We start from the raw sequence: 20620 nt of genomic DNA, 5'->3' as shown, positions 1-20620 counted from the left end.
TGCGCCAATCATGACCACTCTCTGGTCGGGCGCCCCGGGCTGGTGGGGTGTCCTGTCACTTGCGGCGGCTGCGCGAGCAGACCGCCGCTTTTTTTGACGCGGCGCTCGGCCCGCCTCAGGCACCGACGGCCGGCACGAATCTTCCGGACTGGATGCTCACAAAGAACGGCTTGCGCTGCAGGTTGTCGCCGTTCACATCGAAGGCCACCGGCTGCTGCAACCCGTCGAACGGCCCCTGCGTGCGCAGCGCGTCCTTCAGCGGCATGGCGCGTGCCTTGCGGCGCAGAGCGTCCAGCACTGCCGTGGCAGCGTCATGCCCGCCCACGCTGCCAAAGCCCGGCATCTCCCGGAACTGTTTCTCGTAGCGCTGCGCGAAGCGCGTGAACCGCGGGGACTGGTCGTGCCGGTCGTAGAGCTGGATGAGCTCCACACCCTCCACGGCCTGGCCGCCCAGCTCCAGCAACTGCTCCGACGCCGCCCACTCGGACACCAGGATGGGCAGGTCAGCCCGCTGCTTGCGCAACAGTTGCGTCAGACGGGCTGCATCCACCGCGTTGCCGATGATGACGATGGCCTGCACGCCGGCCAGTTGCGACAACTGCCGGGCCACGTCCACCAGCGAATCGCTCAGCGAGTCGAAGTCCACCTGCTGCACGACCTGGCCACCCAGGCCCGTCAACGCCGCCTTGAACTCGCGGGCCCAGCTGTCGGCAAAGCTCTTGTTACGGGCCGTCCTGGCCACGGCCACCTGGCGCAGCCCGCGCCTCTCGACACAGCGGCGCGCATAGGCCAGGCCGTTGTCACGCGTGGTGCCGTTGATGCGGAACAGCAGATCGTCGTGGCCATGCAGGTCCAGCGAACTGGCGGTGGGCGACACCAGCAGCAAGCCCCGGGGCGTGGCAGCGTCGAGCAGGCGCTGCGTGCCCACGCTGGTCACGGCGCCGATGGCGGCGACAACGCCGGCCTGGGCAAGTTCCTCGACGGCGCGCTGCGCGTCGACGGGCGTGCCGCCCAGGTCACGGACGACCAGCTCGACCGGCCCGAGCTCGCTGCCCGCCTCGTTAGCCGCCTGTACGGCCAGCAAGGCACCGTTGCGTGCCGTGCGCGCCAGGTCGGACGAGGTGTCGTTGAGCTCAGCCACAAAGCCCAGCCGTACCGGCCGCGGCGCGCTGCAGCCCAGCGGCAGGCCGGCGGCCAGCAGGCAGGCCAGGGTCTGGCGGCGTCGTTCATCGAAGGTCGGTGTGGCCATGCGCGCGGACTCCCGGATGGGTCTACGGTGACGCTAACCGAAACCACCGCAGCAGGCCATAGAGCCCTTCCGCGACGGCGGAACGGGCTCAGCCCGGGCCGTGGCCGAAGCGGTGCAGCGTGGACGAACGGAACACCTCGCCCGGCCGCAGCACGGTCGTCGGCCAATCTGGCCCCACTGGCCGGTTGGGAGAGTCGGGGCTGTGCTGCGTCTCCAGGCAGACCCCGGCCCCGCGCGTGTAGCGCACACCGTCGGCGCTGCCGAGCGAGCCGTCCATCCAGATGCCGGCATAGAACTGCAGCGCCGGCTCGGTGGTGGCGATGCTCATCCATCGGCCGGAGGCCGGCTCCACCAGCCGCGCGGCCGGGTGCAGTTGACCGTCCAGCGGATGGTCAAGCAGCCAGTTGTGGTCATAGCCCATCTCGCCGCCGATGACGCGCTCAGCGCGGAAATCAAACGGCGTGCCCGCCACCGGCGAATGGTGCAGCGGGATGCTGTGCGCCCCGGGCACGGTGTAGCGGCTGGCCAGCAACTGCAAGCGGTGCCCCAGGGCCGACCCGGCGCGGACGCCGGCGAGGTTGAAGTAGGCGTGCGAGGTCAGGTTGACCACCGTGGGCCGGTCCGTCGTGGCCTCGTAGTCCACGCGCCAGCTCATGTCCTCGCCCAGCGTGTAGCGCACGCGCACGTCCAGCGCGCCGGGGAAGCCCATGTCGCCATGCGCGCTGTGCAGGGACAGTGTGAGGCTGGCGCTGCCATCGGCCGCCGGCTGCGCCCGCCACAGCGACGCGCCGAAGCCGGCCGGGCCGCCATGCAGGCAGTTGGGGCCATCGTTGGTGACGAGTTGATGGCGCTGGCCGTCGAGCACGAAGCTGCCGCCGGCAATGCGGTTGGCGTAGCGCCCCGCGATGACGCCCAGGTGCGAGCCGGCGCCGGCCAGGTAGGCCGGCAGGTCGGCTAGGCCCAGCACGATGCTGTCGGCAAGACCCGGCACCCAGAGGCCAGTCACGATGCCGCCCCAGTCCAGCGCCGTCAGCACCAGGCCATGGCCGTTGTCGAGGCGGTATTCGTGGACCACCTGCCCATCGGGCAGGCGGCCGTACTCGCGCTGGGCGACGGCGGGTTCAGCGTTCATCACACAAGACCTCGGGCATGGACATAGAGGGCATACAGCGAGTGGCTGCTGGCCATGAAGAGCCGGTTGCCCTTGGCGCCGCCGAAGCACAGGTTGGCGCAGCGCTCGGGCAGGTGGATGTGGGCCAGCGGCTGACCCTGCGGGCTGTAGACGCGCACGCCGTCCAGCGGCGCCGGATCCACGCCCGGCTGGCCGCCGCCGCCAAAGCCGCACCAGATACGGCCCTGCGTGTCCAGCGCAATGCCGTCGAAGGCGCCAGGGCCTTGGGCGTCGATGAGCAGGCGCTTGTCGCTGACCGTTGCGCCGTCCACGGCGTACGACCAGATCAGCCGGTGCGGCTGCGCGCGGCTTTCCACCACCAGCAGCCGGCCTTCGGGCGTGAAGGCCAGGCCGTTGGGGCCGGCCAGGTCGTCGATGGCACGCTGCAGCTCGCCCGTCTGGCCGTCGAGCCGGTAGACGCCATGCGGCTGCTCGCGCGCGGCCGGCGCGCCTTCCCAGTCGCCACTGATGCCGAACTCCGGGTCGGTGAACCAGATGGCGCCGTCGGGCGCGACGGTGATGTCGTTGGGTGAGTTCAGTGGCTTCTCCGAGAAGCGGTCGGCCAACACCGTGATGCGGCCGTCGAACTCGGTGCGCGTGATGCGCCGGCCCAGGTGCTCGCAGCTGATGAGCCGGCCCTGCGCATCACGCGCATGGCCGTTGGCGTTGCCGGCCGGCTGGCGGAACACGCTGACCTGGCCGCTGCAGTCGTCCCAGCGCAGGATGCGGTCGTTGGGGATGTCGGACCACAGCAGGTAGCGCCCGTCGCCAAACCACACCGGTCCTTCGGCCCACTGCAGGCCGGTGGCGAGCTGCTCCACGCAGGCGGAGAACAGGCGCAGCTCGCGGCCCTCGGGCGCGAGGATCTCGAAGGCCGCATCCGGCAGCCGCGCGGCGGGCTGGAAGGGGATGGACGGCCCGTGCACGTGGCTCATGCGCCCTCTCCGCCCGGCTGGCCTGCGAAGGGGAACGGGCCCTGCGTCACGAAGACGCCGCCCTGGTAGCGGGCCTCGGGGCGCGTGGGGTCGATGTGAGGCTGCTTGGCCTCCAGCTGTGCGCGCCAGGGCTCGGAGCTGTCCTGCGGCCGGTAGCCGACATGGCGGCCCTGGGCGTTGTCCCACCAGGTGGTGCGGTTGTCGCTGCAGCCGTAGACGATGCTGTGGCCCACCACGGGCGCGCTCAGGGCAGCGACGAGCAGGCGCTCCATGTCGTCGTGGCTGAGCCAGCTGGCCAGGTGGCGGCGGTCCTGCGGCTCGGGCAGGCAGGAGCCGATGCGGATGCTGACGGTCTCCAGGCCGTGGCGGTCGAAGTAGTACTGCGCCAGGTTCTCGCCGAAGGCCTTGGACAGGCCGTAGAAGCTGTCCGGGCGCGGCACGACGTTGGCCAGGATGGTCTCGCCCTGGCCGTAGAAGCCGGTGACGTGGTTGGAGCTGGCGAAGACGATGCGCCGGGTGCCTTGGCGGCGCGCGGCTTCGTAGAGGTTGTAGGCGCCCACGATGTTGGCGGGCAGCACGGTGGAGAACGGCTTCTCGACGGACACGCCGCCGAAGTGCAGCACGGCGTCCACGCCCTCCAGCAGCGCGAGCATCGCAGCCTCGTCTTCCAGCGGCGCGATGACGACTTCCTCGCCGTCACCGGCGGGCTCCATCGCGGCGAGGTCGGAGACGCGCAGCGTCTCGCAGTAGCGCTTCAGGCGCGGGCGCAGCATGCGGCCCAGGGTGCCGGCAGCGCCGGTCAGCAGAAGGCGCTTGAAGCGCAGTCCGGTCAGTTCTTGCATGGCGGGGCGGGCCCGGCAGCGGGCCACGAGCAGGGGGTCGAGGTCAGGCACCAGCTCCCAGGCGCAGCGGCGGGCGCAGGCGCGGGGCGGCGTCGGACTGGCGTCGGACCAGTTCGAAATCCTTGAGCTCATGCTCGCAGGGCAGAGACTCGCCAGAGCGGCGCGCCTTGATGTGGCGCACCAGCAGGTCCACCGCCGCGCCGGCCATTTCCATGATGGGCTGGCGCACGGTGGTGAGTTCGGGCCAGATGGTCGTGGCCAGGGGGGCGTCGTCGAAGCCGACGACGGTCAGGTCGCTGGGCACGTCCAGGCCCAGTCGGTGCGCGATCGCAACGGTGGCTGCGGCCATGTCGTCGTTGCTGGCGAAGATGGCCGTGGGGCGGCGCTCCTGCGACAGCAGCTGCTCGGCGGCATCCAGGCCCGAGCGGTAGGTGAACATGCCCTGCGCCACCACCTCTTCTTCCTCGATGTTCAGGCCGGCATCGGCCATCGCGGCGTGGAAGCCCGCCAGGCGGCGCGCGGCGCTGCTCTGGTAGGGGTCGCCGATGATGAAGCCCAGGCGGTGGTGGCCCAGGTTCAGCAGGTGGCGCGTCATCTCGTAGGCGGCCTGGTAGTCGTCGATGCTGACGGCGCAGACATCCGCCGGCGGCTGGCCGGCGGAAACGACCACGGCGGGCGTGTCGGTGCGGGCCACCAGCTGCAGCAGCGGCTGCGAGTCGCAGAACGGTGGCGGCAGGATGAGGCCGTCGATGCCGTTGGCGATCATCTCGGCGACCGGCGCTTCCTCACCGTCACGCGCTGCGTCGCAGCGCTGCACGATGAGCTGCACGTGGCGCAGGCTGGCCTTGTTCAACAGGCCGATGAGGAACTCGTTGAGGTAGCCGGCCGTCGGGTCGATGTAGAGCATGCCGATGCGGATGGGCTCCGAGCCGGCCAGGCGGCGGGCCGCCTGGTTGGGCACGTAGTTCAGCTGCGTGATGGCCGCCTGCACCTTTTCGCGGGTGCCGGGGCGCACGTTCAGCTCGCCATTGACCACTCGCGACACCGTCATCGGTGACACGCCGGCCAGGGTGGCCACATCCGCAATGGTGGCGACCTTGGTGCTGCGCCCCTGGCGCGCGTTTGGCTTCACTCTGCACCTCGACTCATCGTTGTTCTTGGCCGCCGCTGGAGCGCGGCGCGGCTGAAGGCGTGATTCTCTACCAAGCCCATGGTGACGCGAACTCAGCGCCCCGGCGCATGGGGAAACTGCAGCGCCTGGTAGTCCGCCAGGCTGCGTGCGGGTGGCCGCGTGCCAGCCGGCAGGGGCAGGCCCGAGACGGACTGGAAGTAGGCGATGCAAGCATCGCGCCACCAGCGCGCCTCACGCGCCTGCACAGTCAGGTAGGCCGTCACCTCGGCATGGCGCTGCGGGTCAATGTCGGGGTTCAAGGCCGCCCAGCGCCGGGCCATGCTGTCCACCGTGGCCACGCCGCGGTCGTAGCGGGTGACCAGCTCAGCCCACAGCGTGCGGCCCGACGGCATGGCGTGATCCCAGGGAAGGTGGTGGAACCACAGCAGCAGCTCGGGCGGCGTGCTACGCGGGTCGCCCCAGGCCCGCGCAAGCGCCGGCGCGTACTGCGCCACGGCCTTGCTGCCACTGGCGCTGCGGTCGAAGCCGATGCCGCTGCGCGAGGCGCGGTGGAAGTAGGTCGGGTTCCAGTCGACGCGCTCCAGGTTGTCCACCCAGGGCGCCGGTCCGTGGTGGTGGCCGGTGCCCATCAGGTGGTGCAGGCCCAGCGGCGTCATGTAGTCCACGACGGCCTCGCGCGAGTCCGCCATCAGCGCCACGATGGCGTCGCGCGCCGCCGGGCGGGCCGTGAAGGTCTGCGCCGCCCACTCGCGGGCGACGTCGGCAGCGGCGAGGTCGGGGTCCCAGGCCAGGCGGCCGAAGGAGTACCAGTTGGCCTGGTCGAACTGCGAGCCGCTCCAGTTGCGGTCAGTGCCGATGTTGGCCACGCCCGCGATGGCCTTCACGGCGCCCGCCACCGTGGTGCCTCGATGGGTGTCGGCCTTCAGCACTTCCTCAAACAGCGGGCCCAGGTGCACGAGGTGGCTCGAGAAGCCCAGGTACTCCTTGGTGATCTGCAGCTCCAGGGCCAGCGGCGTCTTGGGCATCGCGCCGAACAGCGGGTGGAAGGGCTCGCGGGGCTGGAAGTCGATGGGACCGTTCTTCACCTGCACGATGACGTTGGGCGCGAACTGGCCGTCCAGCGGCTTGAAGTCGTCGAAGGCCTGGGCCGCGCGATCCTTGGCCTCGGGCGCGTAGACGAAGGCACGCCACATGACGACGCCGCCATGCGGCGCCAGCGCCTCGGCCAGCATGTTGGCGCCGTCGGCATGGCTGCGGCCGTAGTCCTGCGGGCCGGGCTGCCCCTCGGAGTTGGCCTTGACGAGGAAGCCGCCGAAGTCGGGAATCACTCGGTAGATCTCGGCCGCCTTGGCCTGCCACCAGGCGCGCACGGCAGGGTCCAGCGGGTCCGAGGTCTTCAGCCCGCCCAGCTCGCGCGGTGCCGAGAAGCGCGCCGACAGCCAGACCTTGACGCCCCAGGGCCGGAACACGTCCGCCAGCGCCGCCGCCTTGGCGAGGTAGGGCGCCGTCAGCGAATCCGCCTTGGCGTTGACGTTGTTCAGCACGGCACCATTGATACCCAGCGACGCGTTGGCGCGGGCGTAGTCGGTGTATCGCGCATCGACGATGTCGGGCAGGCGCCACCAGTCCCACAGCGACGCGCCGGCATAGCCGCGCTCGACATGGCGGTCCAGGTTGTCCCAGTGGTTGAGCAGCCGAAGGCCCACCTTGGGCGCCGAGCGCTCGTCCAGCCGCGACAGGTCCGCGCCGGTCTGCGCCGCGCGCAGCCAGGCGAAGCTGCCGTACAGCAGGCCGCGGTCGGTGTTGGCGGCGATCAGCGTCACGCGCCGGCCCTGCAGCACCAGGCTGCGCAGCGCATAGCCCTCGGCGCCCAGCGCAGCCCAGTCGACGCTCACGCCGGCCGGTGCCCGGGCCGGCGTGGCCAGCACCAAGGCGCCCGGACCCGGGGCGTCTGCCACCGCCGGCGCCCGCCCGGCCATGCCGGCAACGCCGCGCTGCAGCTCCGCCACTGCGGCCCGCAGCGTGGGTGAGTCCGGCGCGGCCACCACGATGCTGCGCACCGGCAATTGCGCCATGGCCGGCGCGACCAGCGGCCGGTAGCGCAGCCACAGCTCGTAGCCATCCTCAGCCGCGGCCCAGCCGGGCAGCAGCGCCAAGGCCGTCACCAACAGCAGGCCGCCCAGTCTTGCAAAAAAGGTGTTCATCCCGTCTCCAAGGACACGCCGCGCCGGGCGCGAGAAATTCCGGCTTGCGCGAATCCAAATGGTAGCGCTACATTTGCAACCCGCAAGCCGCCACAACCCCACATTCGCAGCGGCGCTTCCCTCGGAGACATCGTTTGAAACACGCCACCCCCGGATCAACCCGCAGGGCGCCCCGGCGACACGGGTTAACCCGGCAAATCGCTAGCGCTACCAATCGCTGCGGGTGGGCCGCGTGATGAGGGCGGGCACGACGGCGGCACCGGGCCGCACGCGCTGGTGGATCTGCGCGCTGCTGTTCGCGGCCACCACGATCAACTACATCGACCGCAACGCGCTGTCGGTACTCAAGACTCGGCTGCAGCAGCCGCTCGAAGCCGGCGGACTGGGGCTGACGGACGCCGACTACGGCTGGGTCACCTTCGCCTTCACGGCCGCCTATGCGGCCTTCCCGCCGCTGATCGGCACGGCCATCGACCGCTTCGGCGTCAAGCGCAGCCTGGCCGTGGCACTGATCCTGTGGTCACTGGCCTCGGCGGCGCATGGCCTGGTGGCCGGTGTGCTGGGCCTGGTGCTCGTGCGCTTCCTGCTGGGCATGGCCGAGGCAGCGCACTTCCCGGCCGCCATCAAGGCCGTGGCGATGTGGTTCCCGCAGCAGGAGCGCGCGCTGGCCACGGGGCTGTTCAACGCCGGCACGGCGTTGGGCATCATCGCGTCACCACTGACCGTGTGGCTGGCCATCACCTTCGGCTGGCAGGCCGCCTTCATCGCCATCGGCGCGGCCGGCCTGCTGTGGCTGGTGTTCTGGCAGCGCGGCTTCCAGGCGCCGGAGCAGCATGCCGGCGTGTCGGCGGCCGAGTTGGCCCACATCCGCGCCGGCCAACCGCCCGCCACCGAGGCGCTGCGCCTGCCGTGGACGGCGCTGCTGCGCTACCGCCAGATCTGGCCCTTCCTGCTCGGCAAGCTGCTGACCGACCCGGTGTGGTGGTTCTTCCTGTTCTGGCTGCCGTCGTATCTCGAACGCGAGCGCGGCCAGAACCCGCTGAAGAGCGCCGGCCTCGTGGCGTTGATCTACCTGGGCTCCAGCGTCGGCTCCATCCTGGGCGGCTGGCTGTCGGGCCACCTGTCCCAACGGGGCTGGCCGGTGGGGCGGGCGCGGCTCACGACCATGGGCCTGTTCGCAGCCTGCATGCCGGCCAGCATCCTCGCCTACAGCACCGACAGCTTCGCCGTCTGTGTGGCGCTGATCACGCTGGCCACGGCCTGCCACCAGGCCTGGTCGGCCAACCTGCTGACCTCGGCCACCGACCTCTTCCCCACCCAGGTCTCCGGCGCCGTTATCGGCCTGGGCGCCACGGCGGGCGGCATCGGCGGCATGTTCATCACGCTGCTGACGGCGCTGACCGTGCAGTGGACCGGCACGCAGCACTGGGCCTTCGTCTATGCCGGCGCCATGCACCTGACCAGCCTGGCCATCTTCTGGCTGTGGTTCCGCGGTGGCTTCGCGCGTGTGGACCTGGGCGCAGGGCCCGACCTTGCCCGGCGCCACCGCCCGCTGCTCACCGCCGGTGCGGTGCTGGCCCTACTGGGCACGGCGCTGCTGTGGCTGATCACCGCGAACTGGGCCGCCTGCGTCGCGGCCGCCAAATTGTCCGGCGCCGCCCAGGCCGCCACCGCTGCCGGGGGCCTCGTCGTCATCGGCACCCTACTTTTCCATGCTGGCCGGCCGCAGCGCCGCCCGGTCTCCCTGCTTCCCCTGACCTCCTGAAGATGATCGCCAATCCCATCCTGCCGGGCTTTCACGCCGACCCCTCCATCTGCCGCGTTCCGGGCCCGGACGGCGATGACTACTACATCGCCACCTCCACCTTCGAATGGTGGCCCGGCGTGCGCATCCACCACTCCAAAGACCTGGTGAACTGGCGCCACCACAGCTACGCCTGCACCCGCACGAGTCAGCTGGACATGACCGGCCACCCGGACGCCACCGGCGTCTGGGCGCCCTGCCTGACGTACGCGGGCGGCCAGTTCTGGCTCATCTACACCGATGTGCGCTCCACCATCGGCGCGTTCAAGGACACGCACAACTACCTCATCACCGCGCCCAGCATCGACGGCCCGTGGAGCGAGCCCATCTACCTGAACAGCTCGGGCTTCGACCCCAGCCTCTTCCACGACGCCGACGGCCGGCAGTGGCTGGTCAACCAGCAGTGGACGCACTGGCCCGGCAAGAACCACTTCAACGGCATCCTGCTGCAGGAATACGACCACGCGCAGAAGAAGCTCGTGGGCCCGATCAAGAACATCTACCGCGGCACCGAGCTGGGCGTCGTGGAAGGCCCGCACATCTACCGCCGCAACGGCTGGTATTACCTGCTGACAGCCGAGGGGGGCACCTTCTACGAGCACGCCGTGACGCTGGCCCGCTCGCGCCAGCTGGACGGCCCCTACGAGACACTGCCCGGCAACCCGCTGCTGACGGCGTGGCAGAAGCAGACGGACGGCCTGCAGCGCAGCGGCCACGCCAGCCTGGTGGAGACGGCCGACGGCGAGTGGTTCCTGGCCCACCTGTGTGGCCGCCCGCTGGAGCGCAGCGGCCCGCACGCCGCCGCCAACCGCCCCGAGAACGGCTACGAAGGCCTGCACTGCCCGCTGGGCCGCGAGACGGCGCTGCAGCGCATCCGCTGGCGCGAGGAAGACTGGCCGGAGATCGTTGGCGGCAATGGGCAACAACCGAGCGTCAACGTCGAGCTGCCCAGCCTGCCGGCCCACCCCTTCCCCGCCGAGCCGGCCCGCGACGACTTCGACACACCAGTCTTCAGCGGCCACCTGAACTCGCTGCGCAAGCCCTTCGACGAAAGCTGGGCCTCCCTCACCGCCCGCCCCGGCCACCTGCGCCTGACGGGACGCGAGTCGCTGATGAGCCTGTTCGACCAGAGCCTGGTCGCGCGCCGCCAGCAACACTTCAACTGCCGCGTCGAGACGCGCGTCGATTTCCAGCCCGAGAGCTTCCACCAGATGGCCGGCCTGGTGGCGTACTACAACACGCGCAACCACGCCTACCTGCACATCACCTGCGAGCCCGACAACACGCAGCGCGTGCTCTACCTGACCATCAACCGCGACGCCGCCATCAGCGCCCCCGCCGCGCCCGTGCCGCTGGCCGACGGCCCGGTGGACCTGGCGGTGACGTTCAGCCACGACCACTACCAGTTCTCGTTCCGTCAGGGTGATGCGCCCTGGCAGGCGGTGGGCCCGGCTCTGGACACGGCCATGCTGAGCGACGAGTACGCCACGCGCTTCGTCAACGGCTTCGCCAGCAGCTTCGGCTTCACCGGCAACTTCATCGGCATCGCATGCCAGGACCTGGCCGGCGCGCGCAAGCACGCCGACTTCGACTATCTCTCGTACGAAAAAGCATGAAACCCCTCGTCCAAGGCATACCTTGGCCGGTCCCCCGTGGGGACGGCGATACGTGCGGCGTTGAGCCGCACGTACATCGCCATGACGGGCCGGCTTGGGAGCGGCCCGGCGCTCGGCCCGAACGCAACTGACCGCCTCCAAAAAAACACCAGAGGAGACACATGAAAAGCCAGCCCTTGTCCTTCATCGAGAAGGCCGGATACAGCTGCGGCGATGCCGCGGCGAATCTGGTTTTCATGTCGATGATCCTGTTCCAGCTGAACTTCTACACGGACGTGTTCGGCCTGTCCGCCAACACGGCCGCCGCCATCCTGCTGTGGCCGCGGCTGTGGGACGCCGTGTTCGACCCGGTAATGGGCGTGCTTGCCGACCGCACCAACACGCGCTGGGGCAAGTTCCGCCCCTGGGTGCTGTGGACGTCCGTGCCCTGGGCCGTCGTCATGGTGCTGGCCTACACGGCGCCCGACCCGGCCTGGGGCTGGAGCACCGGCATGGTCATCGCGTATGCGGGCATCACCAACACGCTGCTGATGACGCTCTACAGCATGAACAACATGCCCTACTCGGCCATGAGCGGCGTCATGACGGCCGACCTCAACGAGCGCACCAAGCTGAACTCCTTCCGCTTCGTTTCGGTCAACGTCGCGCAATTCGCCGTGGGCGGTCTCACGCTGCCGCTGGTGGCCAAGTTCGCGCAAGGCGCCGACCGCGCGCATGGCTGGCAGGTCACCATGAGCATCTGGGCCGTGGCCTGCCTGGTGCTGTTCCTGGTCACTTTCTTCACGACGCGGGAGCGCGTGCGGCCCATCGTCGAGAGCCACACCTCGCCCAAGCAGGATTTCCTGGACCTGCTGAAGAATGGTCCGTGGATCGCGCTGGTGGCCTACACGGTGTTCCAGTTCGGCATGCTGTCGCTGCGCGGCGGCGCGCACTACAACTACTACCACCACTACGCCGACAAGGCCGCGATGTTCGACTTCGTCGCGGCGCTGGGCCTGACCACGCCCGACGCGGGCGGCACCGGCAGCCTGGCCGACTCGCTGGGCTACATCGTGCACGGCACCCGCGACCAACTCGCCAGCTCCAACGTCGCTGACGTGTTCAACAGCATCATCAACATGGCCGGCACGGCGACCACCATCGTCGTCATCATGGCGTCCATGGGCCTGTCGGCGCGCTTCGGCCGGCGCGCCATTGGCGTGTGGTGCTTCGGCCTTTGCACGCTGACAGCCTGCGCGATGTACCTGCTGCCGCCGGACGCCGTGTGGGCCATGCTGGGCCTGCACATCCTCAGCGCCATCGTCTACGCGCCCACCGTGGCCGTCATGTGGTCCATGTACGCCGACGCGGCCGACTACTCCGAATGGCAGACCGGCCGCCGCTTCACCGGCATGGTGTTCGCCACCATCGGCTTCGCGCTGAAGGCCGGCCTGGCGCTGGGCTCGGCCAGCTTCCTGTGGCTGCTGGCCGGCCTCTTCGGCTACGACACCCAGGCCCCCACGGCTCCCAACGCCGTCGAGGGCTACCGCGTTGCGTCCAGCCTCGTCGTCGGCGCGCTGTTTGCCGCCTGCACGGTCTGCCTGCTGCTCAACAAGCTCGACAAGCAGACCACGCTGAGGATGTCTGACGAGCTCGCCCAGCGCCGCCGCAAGGCTGGCGTGGACGGCGACGACGCCAACGAAGGCAATGGCGCCGTGCCCGTCACCGCCTGACCAACCCGATCAATCCACCCATCCCTTTCCCGCAGTAAGGACCCGCCATGAGCACCGCCTATTCCGATCTCCCCGTCGTCCAGTACGAAGGCCCCTCGTCCACCAACCCGCTGGCCTACCGCTGGTACGACGCCAAGCGCGTCGTGCTCGGCAAGACGCTGGCCGAGCATCTGCGCCCGGCCGTCTGCTACTGGCACAACTTCTGCTGGAAGGGCGAGGACGTCTTCGGTCTGGGCAACACCGTGTTCCAGCGCAGCTGGTTCAACGAGGCCGATCCGGTCAAGGCCGCCTACATGAAGCTGGACGCTGCGTTCGACTTCTTCGGCAAGCTGGGCCTGCCCTACTGGTGCTTCCATGACCGCGACGTCGCCCCCGAGGGCGCGACGCTGGCCGAGTCCAACCGCATCCTCGACGGCCTGCTCGAAGCCGCAGCCAAGAAGATGCAGGACAGCAAGGTCGGCCTGCTGTGGGGCACGGCCAACCTGTTCTCTCATGGCCGCTTCATGAGCGGCGCCGCCACCAACCCCGACCCCACCGTCTACGCCTACGCCGCAGCTCAAGTGAAGCACGTCATGGAGTGGACGAACCGCCTGGGCGGCCAGAACTACGTGCTGTGGGGCGGCCGTGAAGGCTACGAGACCCTGCTGAACACCGACCTCAAGCGCGAGCTTGCCAACTACGGCCGTTTCCTGAGCTCGGTCGTCGAGCACAAGCACAAGATCGGCTTCAAGGGCACCATCCTCATCGAGCCCAAGCCGCAGGAACCCACTAAGCACCAGTACGACTACGACAGCGCCACGGTCTACGGCTTCCTGAAGACCTACGGCCTGGAGAATGAGGTCAAGGTCAACATCGAGGTCAACCACGCGACGCTCGCCGGCCACAGCTTCGAGCATGAAGTGGCCACCGCCTGCGCCCTGGGCATCTTCGGGTCTCTCGACGCCAACCGCGGCGACGAGCAGCTGGGCTGGGACACCGACCAGTTCCCCAACAACCATGTGCAACTTGTGCCGGCCATGCTGGAGATGATCCGTGCCGGCGGCTACACGACGGGCGGCACCAACTTCGACGCCAAGGTGCGCCGCCAATCCATCGACCCCATCGACCAGCTGGAAGGTCACATCGGCGGCATGGACACGATGGCCCGCGCCTTCCTGGCCGCCGCCGCGCTGTACGAGAGCGGCCAGCTGGAGAAGGCCGTGGCAGACCGCTATGCGGGCTGGGAAGGTGACCTGGGCAAGAAGATCACCGGCGGTGCTTCGCTGGACGATCTGGCTTCGCTGGTGCACGCCCAGAGCATCTCGCCTGCCCCGCGTTCCGGTCGTCAAGAGCGCTTGGAAAACATCGTCAACAACTTCGTCTGATCGGGTCCCTGGCCATGTTCCTCGGCATCGACCTCGGCACTTCCGAGATCAAGCTGCTGCTGCTCGACGAGCAGCACACCATCGTCGCCACCACCGGCGTAGCGCTCACCGTGCAGCGGCCCCAGCCGCTGTGGAGTGAGCAGAACCCCGCCGACTGGTGGGCCGCGCTCGATGCCGGCATGGTCAGACTCCAAGCCGACCACGGCGCTGCGCTCGCGCAGGTGCGCGGCATCGGCCTGTCGGGCCAAATGCACGGCGCCGTGACGCTGGACGCAGCCGACACCGTGCTGCGCCCGGCCATCCTGTGGAACGACGGCCGCAGCGGCCCGCAGTGCGAGCAGATGATGGCCGCCTGCCCCGAGCTGCCAGCCATCACCGGCAACCTCGCGATGCCGGGCTTCACCGCGCCCAAGCTGGCATGGATGCGCCAGCACGAACCCGAACTCTTTGGCCGCGTAGCCAAGGTGCTGCTGCCCAAGGACTGGCTGCGCCTGCAGCTGACCGGCGAAGCGGTGAGCGAGATGAGTGACGCCGCCGGCACGCTGTGGCTGGACGTCGCCCAGCGCCGATGGTCGCCCGTCGCGCTGGCGCTGACCGGCCTGACCGAAGCACACATGCCCCGCCTCGTCGAAGGCAGCGAAGCCAGCGCACCGCTGAAGGCCGAGCTGTCCGCGCGCTGGGGCCTGCCCGCAGGCATCCCCGTCGCTGGCGGCGGCGGCGACAACGCCGCCAGCGCCGTCGGTATGGGCGTCGTCAAGCCCGGCGACGGCTTCCTGTCACTAGGCACGTCGGGCGTCATCTTCCTGTGCAACGAGGCCTTCAGCCCCAATCCCGCGCGAGCCGTTCACGCCTTCTGCCATGCGCTGCCCGACACCTGGCACCAGATGAGCGTCATCCTCAGCGCCGCGAGCGCGCTGCGCTGGGCCACGCTGATGCTGGGCATGCCAGGCGGCGAGGCAGACCTCATCGCCAAGGCCGCCGCGCTGAGCGACACGCAGCGCCAGCAGGCGCCCATCTTCCTGCCCTACCTCAGCGGCGAACGCACGCCGCACAACAACGCCAACGCGCAGGGCGTGTTCTTCGGCCTCACGCATGAACACGGCGCTGCCGAGATGGGCTACGCCGTGTTGGAAGGCGTGGGCTTTGCGCTGCTGGACGGCTGGCAAGCGCTGCAGGCTGGCGGCGGCCATGCCGAGCAGCTGTGGCTGGTGGGCGGCGGTGCCCGCAGCGAATGGTGGGCCAAGCTGCTCGCGTCGCTGCTGAACGTGCGCCTCGTGAATGGCGTCGGTGCCGAAGCCGGTGGTGCCTTAGGCGCGGCCCGCCTGGCCTGGCTAGCCACGGGGGGCTCGGTGGACGAGGTCTGCCGCACGCCCGACATCGCCCGAATCGCTGAACCCGACCCCGTGCTGGCGGCTGCCCTGCAGCCCCGCCATGCCCGCTTCCAGCGCCTGTACGCGGCGCTGCGCAGCGAGTTCAGCTAACTCCCCTCTTCACCACCCAAGCCTGTGCTGCTTCATGGCGGCAGGGCCGCGCTTTGCCCAACCGATGAACAGCCTCGATCTCCTCCGCCAACACACCACCGTCGTCGCCGACACGGGCGACTTTGAACAGCTCGCGCAGTTCCGGCCGCAGGACGCGACGACCAACCCCTCCCTCGTGCTGAAGGCCGTGCAGCAGCCGCGCTACCACACGCTGCTGGAGCAGGCCGTCGCCGCGCACCCCGGCGCAAGCGCCACCACCGTGGCCGAACACCTGCTCGTCGCGTTCGGCGTCGAGATCCTGAAGGTCGTGCCGGGCCGCGTGTCCACCGAGATCGACCCGCGGCTGTCGCACGACACGGCCACGTCGGTCGGCACCGCCAAGCGCCTCATCGACCTCTACGCCGCCGCCGGCGTGTCGCGAGAGCGCGTGCTCATCAAGCTGGCTTCCACGTGGGCTGGCATCCAGGCCGCCCGCGAGCTGGAGCAGCAAGGCATCCGCACCAACCTGACGCTGCTGTTCTGCCTGGCCCAGGCCAGGGCCTGCGCCGATGCCGGCGTGCAGCTGATCTCGCCGTTCGTCGGCCGCATCTACGACTGGTTCAAGAAGACGGCCGGCAAGAGCTGGGACGAGGCCGCGATGGCCGGCCCCAACGATCCTGGCGTACGCTCCGTCGTCGAGATCTACCGCCACTACAAGCGCCACGGCATCAGGACCGAGGTGATGGCCGCGAGCTTTCGCAACAGCGGCCAGATCCTGGCGCTGGCCGGCTGCGACCTGATGACCATCAGCCCCGCGCTGCTGGCCGAGCTGCAGCAAGCGAACGCGCCCGTCGAGCGCAGCCTGATGCCAGCGCCCACCACCGAGCCCGCACCGGCTGCGATGACCGAGGCCGAGTTCAACGGCGCGCTCGCCGCCGACGCGATGGCCCGCGACAAGCTGACCGAAGGCATCGCGCAGTTCATCACCGACACCGAGACGCTGGAACAGCTGATCCGCACCCATCAAGCCTGAACGCCATGCAAGACCTCACCCTCGCCGCCAACGCGCTGCGCATGCTCGCCATCGACGCCGTGCAGCAGGCCAACTCCGGCCACCCCGGCATGCCCATGGGCATGGCCGACATCGCCGCCGTGCTGTGGAGCAAGCACCTGCGCCACAACCCGGCCGACCCGACCTGGCCCGGTCGCGACCGCTTCGTGCTGTCCAACGGCCACGGCTCCATGCTGCTGTACGGCCTGCTGCACCTGAGCGGCTACGACCTGCCCATGCAGGAGCTGAAGGCCTTCCGCCAGATGCACAGCAAGACGCCGGGCCACCCCGAGGTGGGCCTGACGCCGGGCGTCGAGACCACCACCGGCCCTCTGGGCCAGGGCCTGGCCAACGCGGTGGGCATGGCGCTGGCCGAGCAACTGCTGGCGGCGGAGTTCAACGCGCCGGGCCACACCCTCGTGGACCACCGCACCTTCGTCTTCGTCGGCGACGGCTGCCTGATGGAAGGCATCTCGCACGAAGCCTGCTCTCTGGCCGGCACCTGGGGCCTAGGCAAGCTGGTCGTCATCTACGACGACAACGGCATCTCCATCGACGGCGACGTGAAGGGCTGGTTTGGCGACGACACACCGGCGCGTTTTGAGGCCTATGGCTGGCGCGTGCTGCGTGACGTCGACGGGCATGACTTTGCGGCCATCGATGCAGCGCTGGCCACTGCCACCCAGGACGATGGCCGCCCCACGCTGATCTGCGCGAAGACCACCATCGGCAAGGGCTCACCCAACAAGGCCGGCGGCCACGACGTGCACGGCGCACCGCTAGGCGCTGCCGAAGTGGCGGCCGTGCGCGCGGCGCTGAACTGGCCGCACCCGCCCTTTGCCGTGCCCGCCGAGGCCCGCGCGCCGCTGGACGCCCGGGACCGCGGCACCGCCGCACAGCACGAGTGGGAGGCGGTGCTCGCCGCCCATCCCCTCGCCGCCGAGTTCATGCGCCGCGTGCGCGGCGAACTGCCTGCCGGCTTTGACGAGCAAGCCGCAGCCAAGCTCGCCGCCGCCGTCGCCAAGGCCGAGACGATCGCCTCGCGCAAGGCCTCGCAGAACAGCATCAACGCGCTCGCGCCCGGCATGCCTGAACTGCTGGGCGGCTCGGCCGACCTGGCACCGTCCAACCTGACACAGTGGAAGGGCTGCACGTCCATCGAGAAGGCCGCCGCCGGCGGCAACTACCTGCACTACGGTGTGCGCGAGTTCGCGATGGTGGCCATCCAGACCGGCATCGCGCTGCACGGCGGCTACCGCCCCTTCGGCGGCACCTTCCTGATGTTCTCGGAGTACGCCCGCAACGCCATCCGCATGGCCGCGCTGATGCGCACGAATCCGATCTACGTCTTCACGCACGACTCCATCGGCCTGGGCGAAGACGGACCCACGCACCAACCGGTCGAGCAGGTCGCCACGTTGCGCCTGGTGCCCAACCTGGACCTGTGGCGACCGGGCGATGCCGTCGAGACGCTGGTGGCTTGGCAGACCGCCGTGCGCCACCGCCACACGCCGACGGCGCTGGTGCTGTCGCGCCAGAACCTGCCGCACCAGAACCGCGACGAGCCCACGCTGGCCGCCATTCACCGCGGCGGCTACGTGCTGGTGCACGAAGCGGCCGACACGCCGCTGCAGGTCGTGCTGATCGCCACCGGCTCCGAGCTGGACCTGGCCGTGCAGGCGCACAAGCAGCTGGCCGGCCAAGGTGTGAACGCCCGCGTTGTCTCGCTGCCGTCCTGCTTCACCTTCGAGCAGCAGGACGCCGCCTGGCGTGCCAGCGTGCTACCTACCGGCGTGCCACGCGTGGCCGTGGAAGCCGGCGTCACCGCCCCCTGGCGCCAGTACGTCGGGCTGGAGGGCGCCGTGGTAGGCATCGACACATTCGGCGAGTCCGCGCCGGCACCGGCGCTGTACGCGCACTTCGGCATCACGGTGCAGGCAGTTGTTGACGCTGGGGTGGACTGCATCGGGCATTGAAGATGGCAATCGTGGGGGCTGCTCTGCAGCGGGTGCTGACCGCTGCGACCGGCCTCTTTACGGCAGCAAAGTGCCCAAAGCTGAAGTCGGCGACCAGCGGTGAAATCAATTACTCGGCGGTTGCCGTCATCGACGGTCAGCACCGAGACCATCAGTCGGATCGGCAGGCGCGGCCGGCCCGCGCGACTGACGCCGCCCGCGTCCACCACAACCGTGGGGCCAAACATGTCCGCGTCTGCCGAGACGCGACTTGCGAGCGAACAGCCGTGCCAGAGAGGCTTCAATCTGCGACCGGGGCATCCACCGAGCAATAACGGCAAGCGGATGACGGGGATCCACCATGCCGTCCGGCCGTGCGCAAAAGAAGTCGTCGGTGGCCATCGCCTGTCCTCCAGAACTCCAAGAAATCAATTGCCATTGAATTTGATTCTGGGAGTTCCGACCATCGGCATTCACCCCGCATCACCAGTGTTCATGCTGGTTACAAGTGTTTTGCATGACCGACTAGCAGCCGCTTGAACTGCTTGGCATGGGCGTAGCCGCCGGCGCGCCGTCGCAAGCTCTGGCCCTCGCGCTCGTGCGTCATCTTGAGCTTCAGGCCCGCCCGCTTGGCCAGGCGGGCAATCTTGGCCCGCGCCACTTCCAGCAACCGGCTGTCCGTCGGGTGAGCGATGGCCTTCTCCTGGACCGTGGTGTCGACCGTCACTCGCTCCAGCTCGACGGGCTTGACGGCCTTCATGGCCACGGCCGCCTCGATGGTCGTCTTGAGCAGTTGCTCTACCCCGGCTTCGCCCAGCACGCGCCGGAAGCGCCCGATCTGCGTGGCGTCACAGGGCAGCTTGCTCTGGTAGTACTCCATGCCGCTGAAGAGCTGCCAGACCACGTTCTCGCTCCATCGCTCGACGACGGATTCATCACTCTCGTTGAACGCGTGCTTGAGGTACAGCAGCGAGACCATCAGTCGGATCGGCAGGCGCGGGCGGCCCGCGCGGCTCACGCCGCCGGCGGCCACCACTAGCGTGGGGCCAAACATGTCTGCGTCCTCGCGGGACTTGCCCATGCGGGCCTTGCGGGCGAACAGCGGGGCCAGCGACGCTTCAATCTGCGACCAGGGCATGCGCCGGCCGAGAACCGCGAGCGGGTGGCGGGGATCCACCATGCCATCCAGCCGTGCGCGGAAGAAGTCGTCGGTCGCCATCGCCTGCCCTCCAGAACTCCCAGAAATCAATTGCCATTGAATTTGATTCTGGGAGTTCTGACCATCGGCATTCACCCCGCATCGCTAGTGTTCATGCGGGTTGTAGGCGTTTTGCAGGGCCGACTACCAACTGCTCGCGGGCGCGGTTGAGCAAGCGGCTGTTGGTCGAGTGCGCAATCGCCTTGGGTTGCACGGTGGTGTCCAGCACCACCGTCTGCAGGCTGCTGCGCTTGATCACGCCGGCACGGCGGGCAGCCTCAATGCTGTGAGCCAGCAGCCATTCGCAACCCGCTTCGCCGATGCGCTTGCGCCAGCGCACGAGGCTGGACAGGTCGCAGGGCAGTTCGTGGCGGAAGTAGCGCTCGCCGCTGAAGTGCTGCTAGTACGGGTTCTCGACCCAGCGCTCGACGACGTCCTCGTCGCTGAGCGCGTAAACGTGCTTGAGGTGCAGCAGCGCGGCCATCAGCCGCGTCGGCAGCGCCGGGCGGCCGGTCGTGGACTCGAACTGCGCGCCCCATTGCTGGGCAAACGCAGGCCAGTCGATCAGATCGGCCAGCCTGGCCAGCTCGTGCCGCTGGTCGATCAGGTTGACCAACTCCGTGCGGAACAGGTCGTGGTCGCTGCGCTCTTCCACCGGCTTCGGGCCCATCCCAACCTCGATTCAGTTTGCAAGGAATCGATATCCATTGGGCCGCAATCCTGCAATCTCCACCATCGGCAATCGCCCGCAACGCCAGTGTTCATGCGGGTTGGAGAGGTTCCTCAGGGCCGACTAAATAGTCAGACCTGCAAAATACATTTCCACGCAACTCACTGGCGGGGTGAGCCCGGCGAGCAGGGCGCGGTTATGAGGTGCGGAGCAGCGGCTGACGCGATGGGTCGGCATTGGCACCCATCAGGCCGCTG

At 69.2% G+C, this 20620-nt stretch carries 15 protein-coding genes and 1 pseudogene; 7 read left to right on the top strand and 9 right to left on the bottom strand.

Going from position 1 to position 20620, the window contains the following annotated elements:
• Positions 1-115: 115 nt before the first annotated feature.
• The 6 genes from ACG0Z3_RS08605 to ACG0Z3_RS08580 form a co-directional block, all read right to left on the bottom strand.
• Positions 116-1249 (bottom strand): ABC transporter substrate-binding protein, encoded by a 1134-nt coding sequence (locus ACG0Z3_RS08605; protein WP_394396873.1) that lies wholly within the window; start codon positions 1247-1249, stop codon positions 116-118.
• A gap of 88 nt (positions 1250-1337) precedes the next feature.
• Entirely contained in the window at positions 1338-2381 is a 1044-nt protein-coding gene (locus ACG0Z3_RS08600) for an aldose epimerase family protein (RefSeq protein ID WP_394396872.1), read from the bottom strand.
• Positions 2381-3355 carry an SMP-30/gluconolactonase/LRE family protein gene (locus tag ACG0Z3_RS08595; protein ID WP_394396870.1) on the bottom strand — a complete coding sequence of 325 codons (975 nt, stop codon included), beginning with the start codon at positions 3353-3355 and terminating at the stop codon, positions 2381-2383. Before ACG0Z3_RS08595 ends, ACG0Z3_RS08600 begins: the two co-directional genes overlap by 1 nt.
• Positions 3352-4197 (bottom strand): NAD-dependent epimerase/dehydratase family protein, encoded by an 846-nt coding sequence (locus ACG0Z3_RS08590; RefSeq protein WP_394396869.1) that lies wholly within the window; start codon positions 4195-4197, stop codon positions 3352-3354. Before ACG0Z3_RS08590 ends, ACG0Z3_RS08595 begins: the two co-directional genes overlap by 4 nt.
• A 43-nt stretch (positions 4198-4240) precedes the next feature.
• Positions 4241-5329, bottom strand: coding sequence for a LacI family DNA-binding transcriptional regulator (locus tag ACG0Z3_RS08585; protein WP_394396867.1), 1089 nt, complete (start codon positions 5327-5329; stop codon positions 4241-4243).
• A gap of 92 nt (positions 5330-5421) precedes the next feature.
• Positions 5422-7533: an alpha-glucuronidase family glycosyl hydrolase gene (locus ACG0Z3_RS08580; protein WP_394396866.1), complete on the bottom strand. Its 2112-nt coding sequence runs from the start codon at positions 7531-7533 to the stop codon at positions 5422-5424.
• 235 nt (positions 7534-7768) lie between these two features.
• On the opposite strand from ACG0Z3_RS08580, the gene ACG0Z3_RS08575 reads away from it, so the two are divergent.
• The 7 genes from ACG0Z3_RS08575 (at position 7769) to tkt (ending at position 18516) form a co-directional block, all read left to right on the top strand.
• Complete coding sequence (locus ACG0Z3_RS08575; RefSeq protein WP_394396865.1) at positions 7769-9298, top strand: MFS transporter; 1530 nt, start codon at positions 7769-7771, stop codon at positions 9296-9298.
• Between the two features lie 2 nt (positions 9299-9300).
• Positions 9301-10953 carry a glycoside hydrolase family 43 protein gene (locus ACG0Z3_RS08570; protein ID WP_394396864.1) on the top strand — a complete coding sequence of 551 codons (1653 nt, stop codon included), beginning with the start codon at positions 9301-9303 and terminating at the stop codon, positions 10951-10953.
• Between the two features lie 161 nt (positions 10954-11114).
• Positions 11115-12665, top strand: coding sequence for an MFS transporter (locus tag ACG0Z3_RS08565; protein ID WP_394396863.1), 1551 nt, complete (start codon positions 11115-11117; stop codon positions 12663-12665).
• 47 nt (positions 12666-12712) lie between these two features.
• Complete coding sequence (gene xylA / locus ACG0Z3_RS08560) at positions 12713-14029, top strand: xylose isomerase (protein ID WP_394396862.1); 1317 nt, start codon at positions 12713-12715, stop codon at positions 14027-14029.
• Positions 14030-14043: 14 nt separating this feature from the next.
• Positions 14044-15510 carry a xylulokinase gene (gene xylB / locus ACG0Z3_RS08555; RefSeq protein WP_394396861.1) on the top strand — a complete coding sequence of 489 codons (1467 nt, stop codon included), beginning with the start codon at positions 14044-14046 and terminating at the stop codon, positions 15508-15510.
• A gap of 64 nt (positions 15511-15574) precedes the next feature.
• Positions 15575-16522 (top strand): transaldolase, encoded by a 948-nt coding sequence (tal, locus tag ACG0Z3_RS08550; protein ID WP_394396860.1) that lies wholly within the window; start codon positions 15575-15577, stop codon positions 16520-16522.
• A gap of 5 nt (positions 16523-16527) precedes the next feature.
• Positions 16528-18516 (top strand): transketolase, encoded by a 1989-nt coding sequence (tkt, locus tag ACG0Z3_RS08545; RefSeq protein ID WP_394396859.1) that lies wholly within the window; start codon positions 16528-16530, stop codon positions 18514-18516.
• A gap of 508 nt (positions 18517-19024) precedes the next feature.
• Here the strand turns inward: tkt and ACG0Z3_RS08540 are convergent.
• The 3 genes and pseudogenes from ACG0Z3_RS08540 to ACG0Z3_RS08530 all read right to left on the bottom strand — a co-directional run.
• A pseudogene (locus ACG0Z3_RS08540) lies at positions 19025-19714 on the bottom strand (transposase); the annotation flags it as partial.
• A gap of 91 nt (positions 19715-19805) precedes the next feature.
• Positions 19806-20033: a hypothetical protein gene (locus ACG0Z3_RS08535; protein WP_394396858.1), complete on the bottom strand. Its 228-nt coding sequence runs from the start codon at positions 20031-20033 to the stop codon at positions 19806-19808.
• A 60-nt stretch (positions 20034-20093) separates the two neighbouring features.
• On the bottom strand, positions 20094-20363 hold the full coding sequence (locus ACG0Z3_RS08530) for a transposase (RefSeq protein ID WP_394396857.1): 270 nt from the start codon (positions 20361-20363) through the stop codon (positions 20094-20096).
• Positions 20364-20620 lie beyond the last annotated feature (257 nt).

It is taken from the genome of Pelomonas margarita (genome assembly GCF_043555875.1).
Classification (GTDB): Bacteria; Pseudomonadota; Gammaproteobacteria; order Burkholderiales; family Burkholderiaceae_C; genus Pelomonas; species Pelomonas margarita.
This window is presented reverse-complemented; position numbering and strand designations above follow the sequence as displayed.

What these genes read in the sequence shown, in the direction of transcription:
- ACG0Z3_RS08605 (WP_394396873.1), bottom strand. Translation starts at nt 1,249, where the DNA reads ATGGCCACACCGACCTTCGATGAACGACGCCGCCAGACCCTGGCCTGC.
- tal (WP_394396860.1), top strand. Translation starts at nt 15,575, where the DNA reads ATGAACAGCCTCGATCTCCTCCGCCAACACACCACCGTCGTCGCCGAC.
- ACG0Z3_RS08530 (WP_394396857.1), bottom strand. Translation starts at nt 20,363, where the DNA reads ATGGGCCCGAAGCCGGTGGAAGAGCGCAGCGACCACGACCTGTTCCGC.
- ACG0Z3_RS08575 (WP_394396865.1), top strand. Translation starts at nt 7,769, where the DNA reads ATGAGGGCGGGCACGACGGCGGCACCGGGCCGCACGCGCTGGTGGATC.
- xylB (WP_394396861.1), top strand. Translation starts at nt 14,044, where the DNA reads ATGTTCCTCGGCATCGACCTCGGCACTTCCGAGATCAAGCTGCTGCTG.
- ACG0Z3_RS08595 (WP_394396870.1), bottom strand. Translation starts at nt 3,355, where the DNA reads ATGAGCCACGTGCACGGGCCGTCCATCCCCTTCCAGCCCGCCGCGCGG.
- ACG0Z3_RS08565 (WP_394396863.1), top strand. Translation starts at nt 11,115, where the DNA reads ATGAAAAGCCAGCCCTTGTCCTTCATCGAGAAGGCCGGATACAGCTGC.
- tkt (WP_394396859.1), top strand. Translation starts at nt 16,528, where the DNA reads ATGCAAGACCTCACCCTCGCCGCCAACGCGCTGCGCATGCTCGCCATC.
- xylA (WP_394396862.1), top strand. Translation starts at nt 12,713, where the DNA reads ATGAGCACCGCCTATTCCGATCTCCCCGTCGTCCAGTACGAAGGCCCC.
- ACG0Z3_RS08580 (WP_394396866.1), bottom strand. Translation starts at nt 7,533, where the DNA reads ATGAACACCTTTTTTGCAAGACTGGGCGGCCTGCTGTTGGTGACGGCC.
- ACG0Z3_RS08600 (WP_394396872.1), bottom strand. Translation starts at nt 2,381, where the DNA reads ATGAACGCTGAACCCGCCGTCGCCCAGCGCGAGTACGGCCGCCTGCCC.
- ACG0Z3_RS08590 (WP_394396869.1), bottom strand. Translation starts at nt 4,197, where the DNA reads ATGCAAGAACTGACCGGACTGCGCTTCAAGCGCCTTCTGCTGACCGGC.
- ACG0Z3_RS08570 (WP_394396864.1), top strand. Translation starts at nt 9,301, where the DNA reads ATGATCGCCAATCCCATCCTGCCGGGCTTTCACGCCGACCCCTCCATC.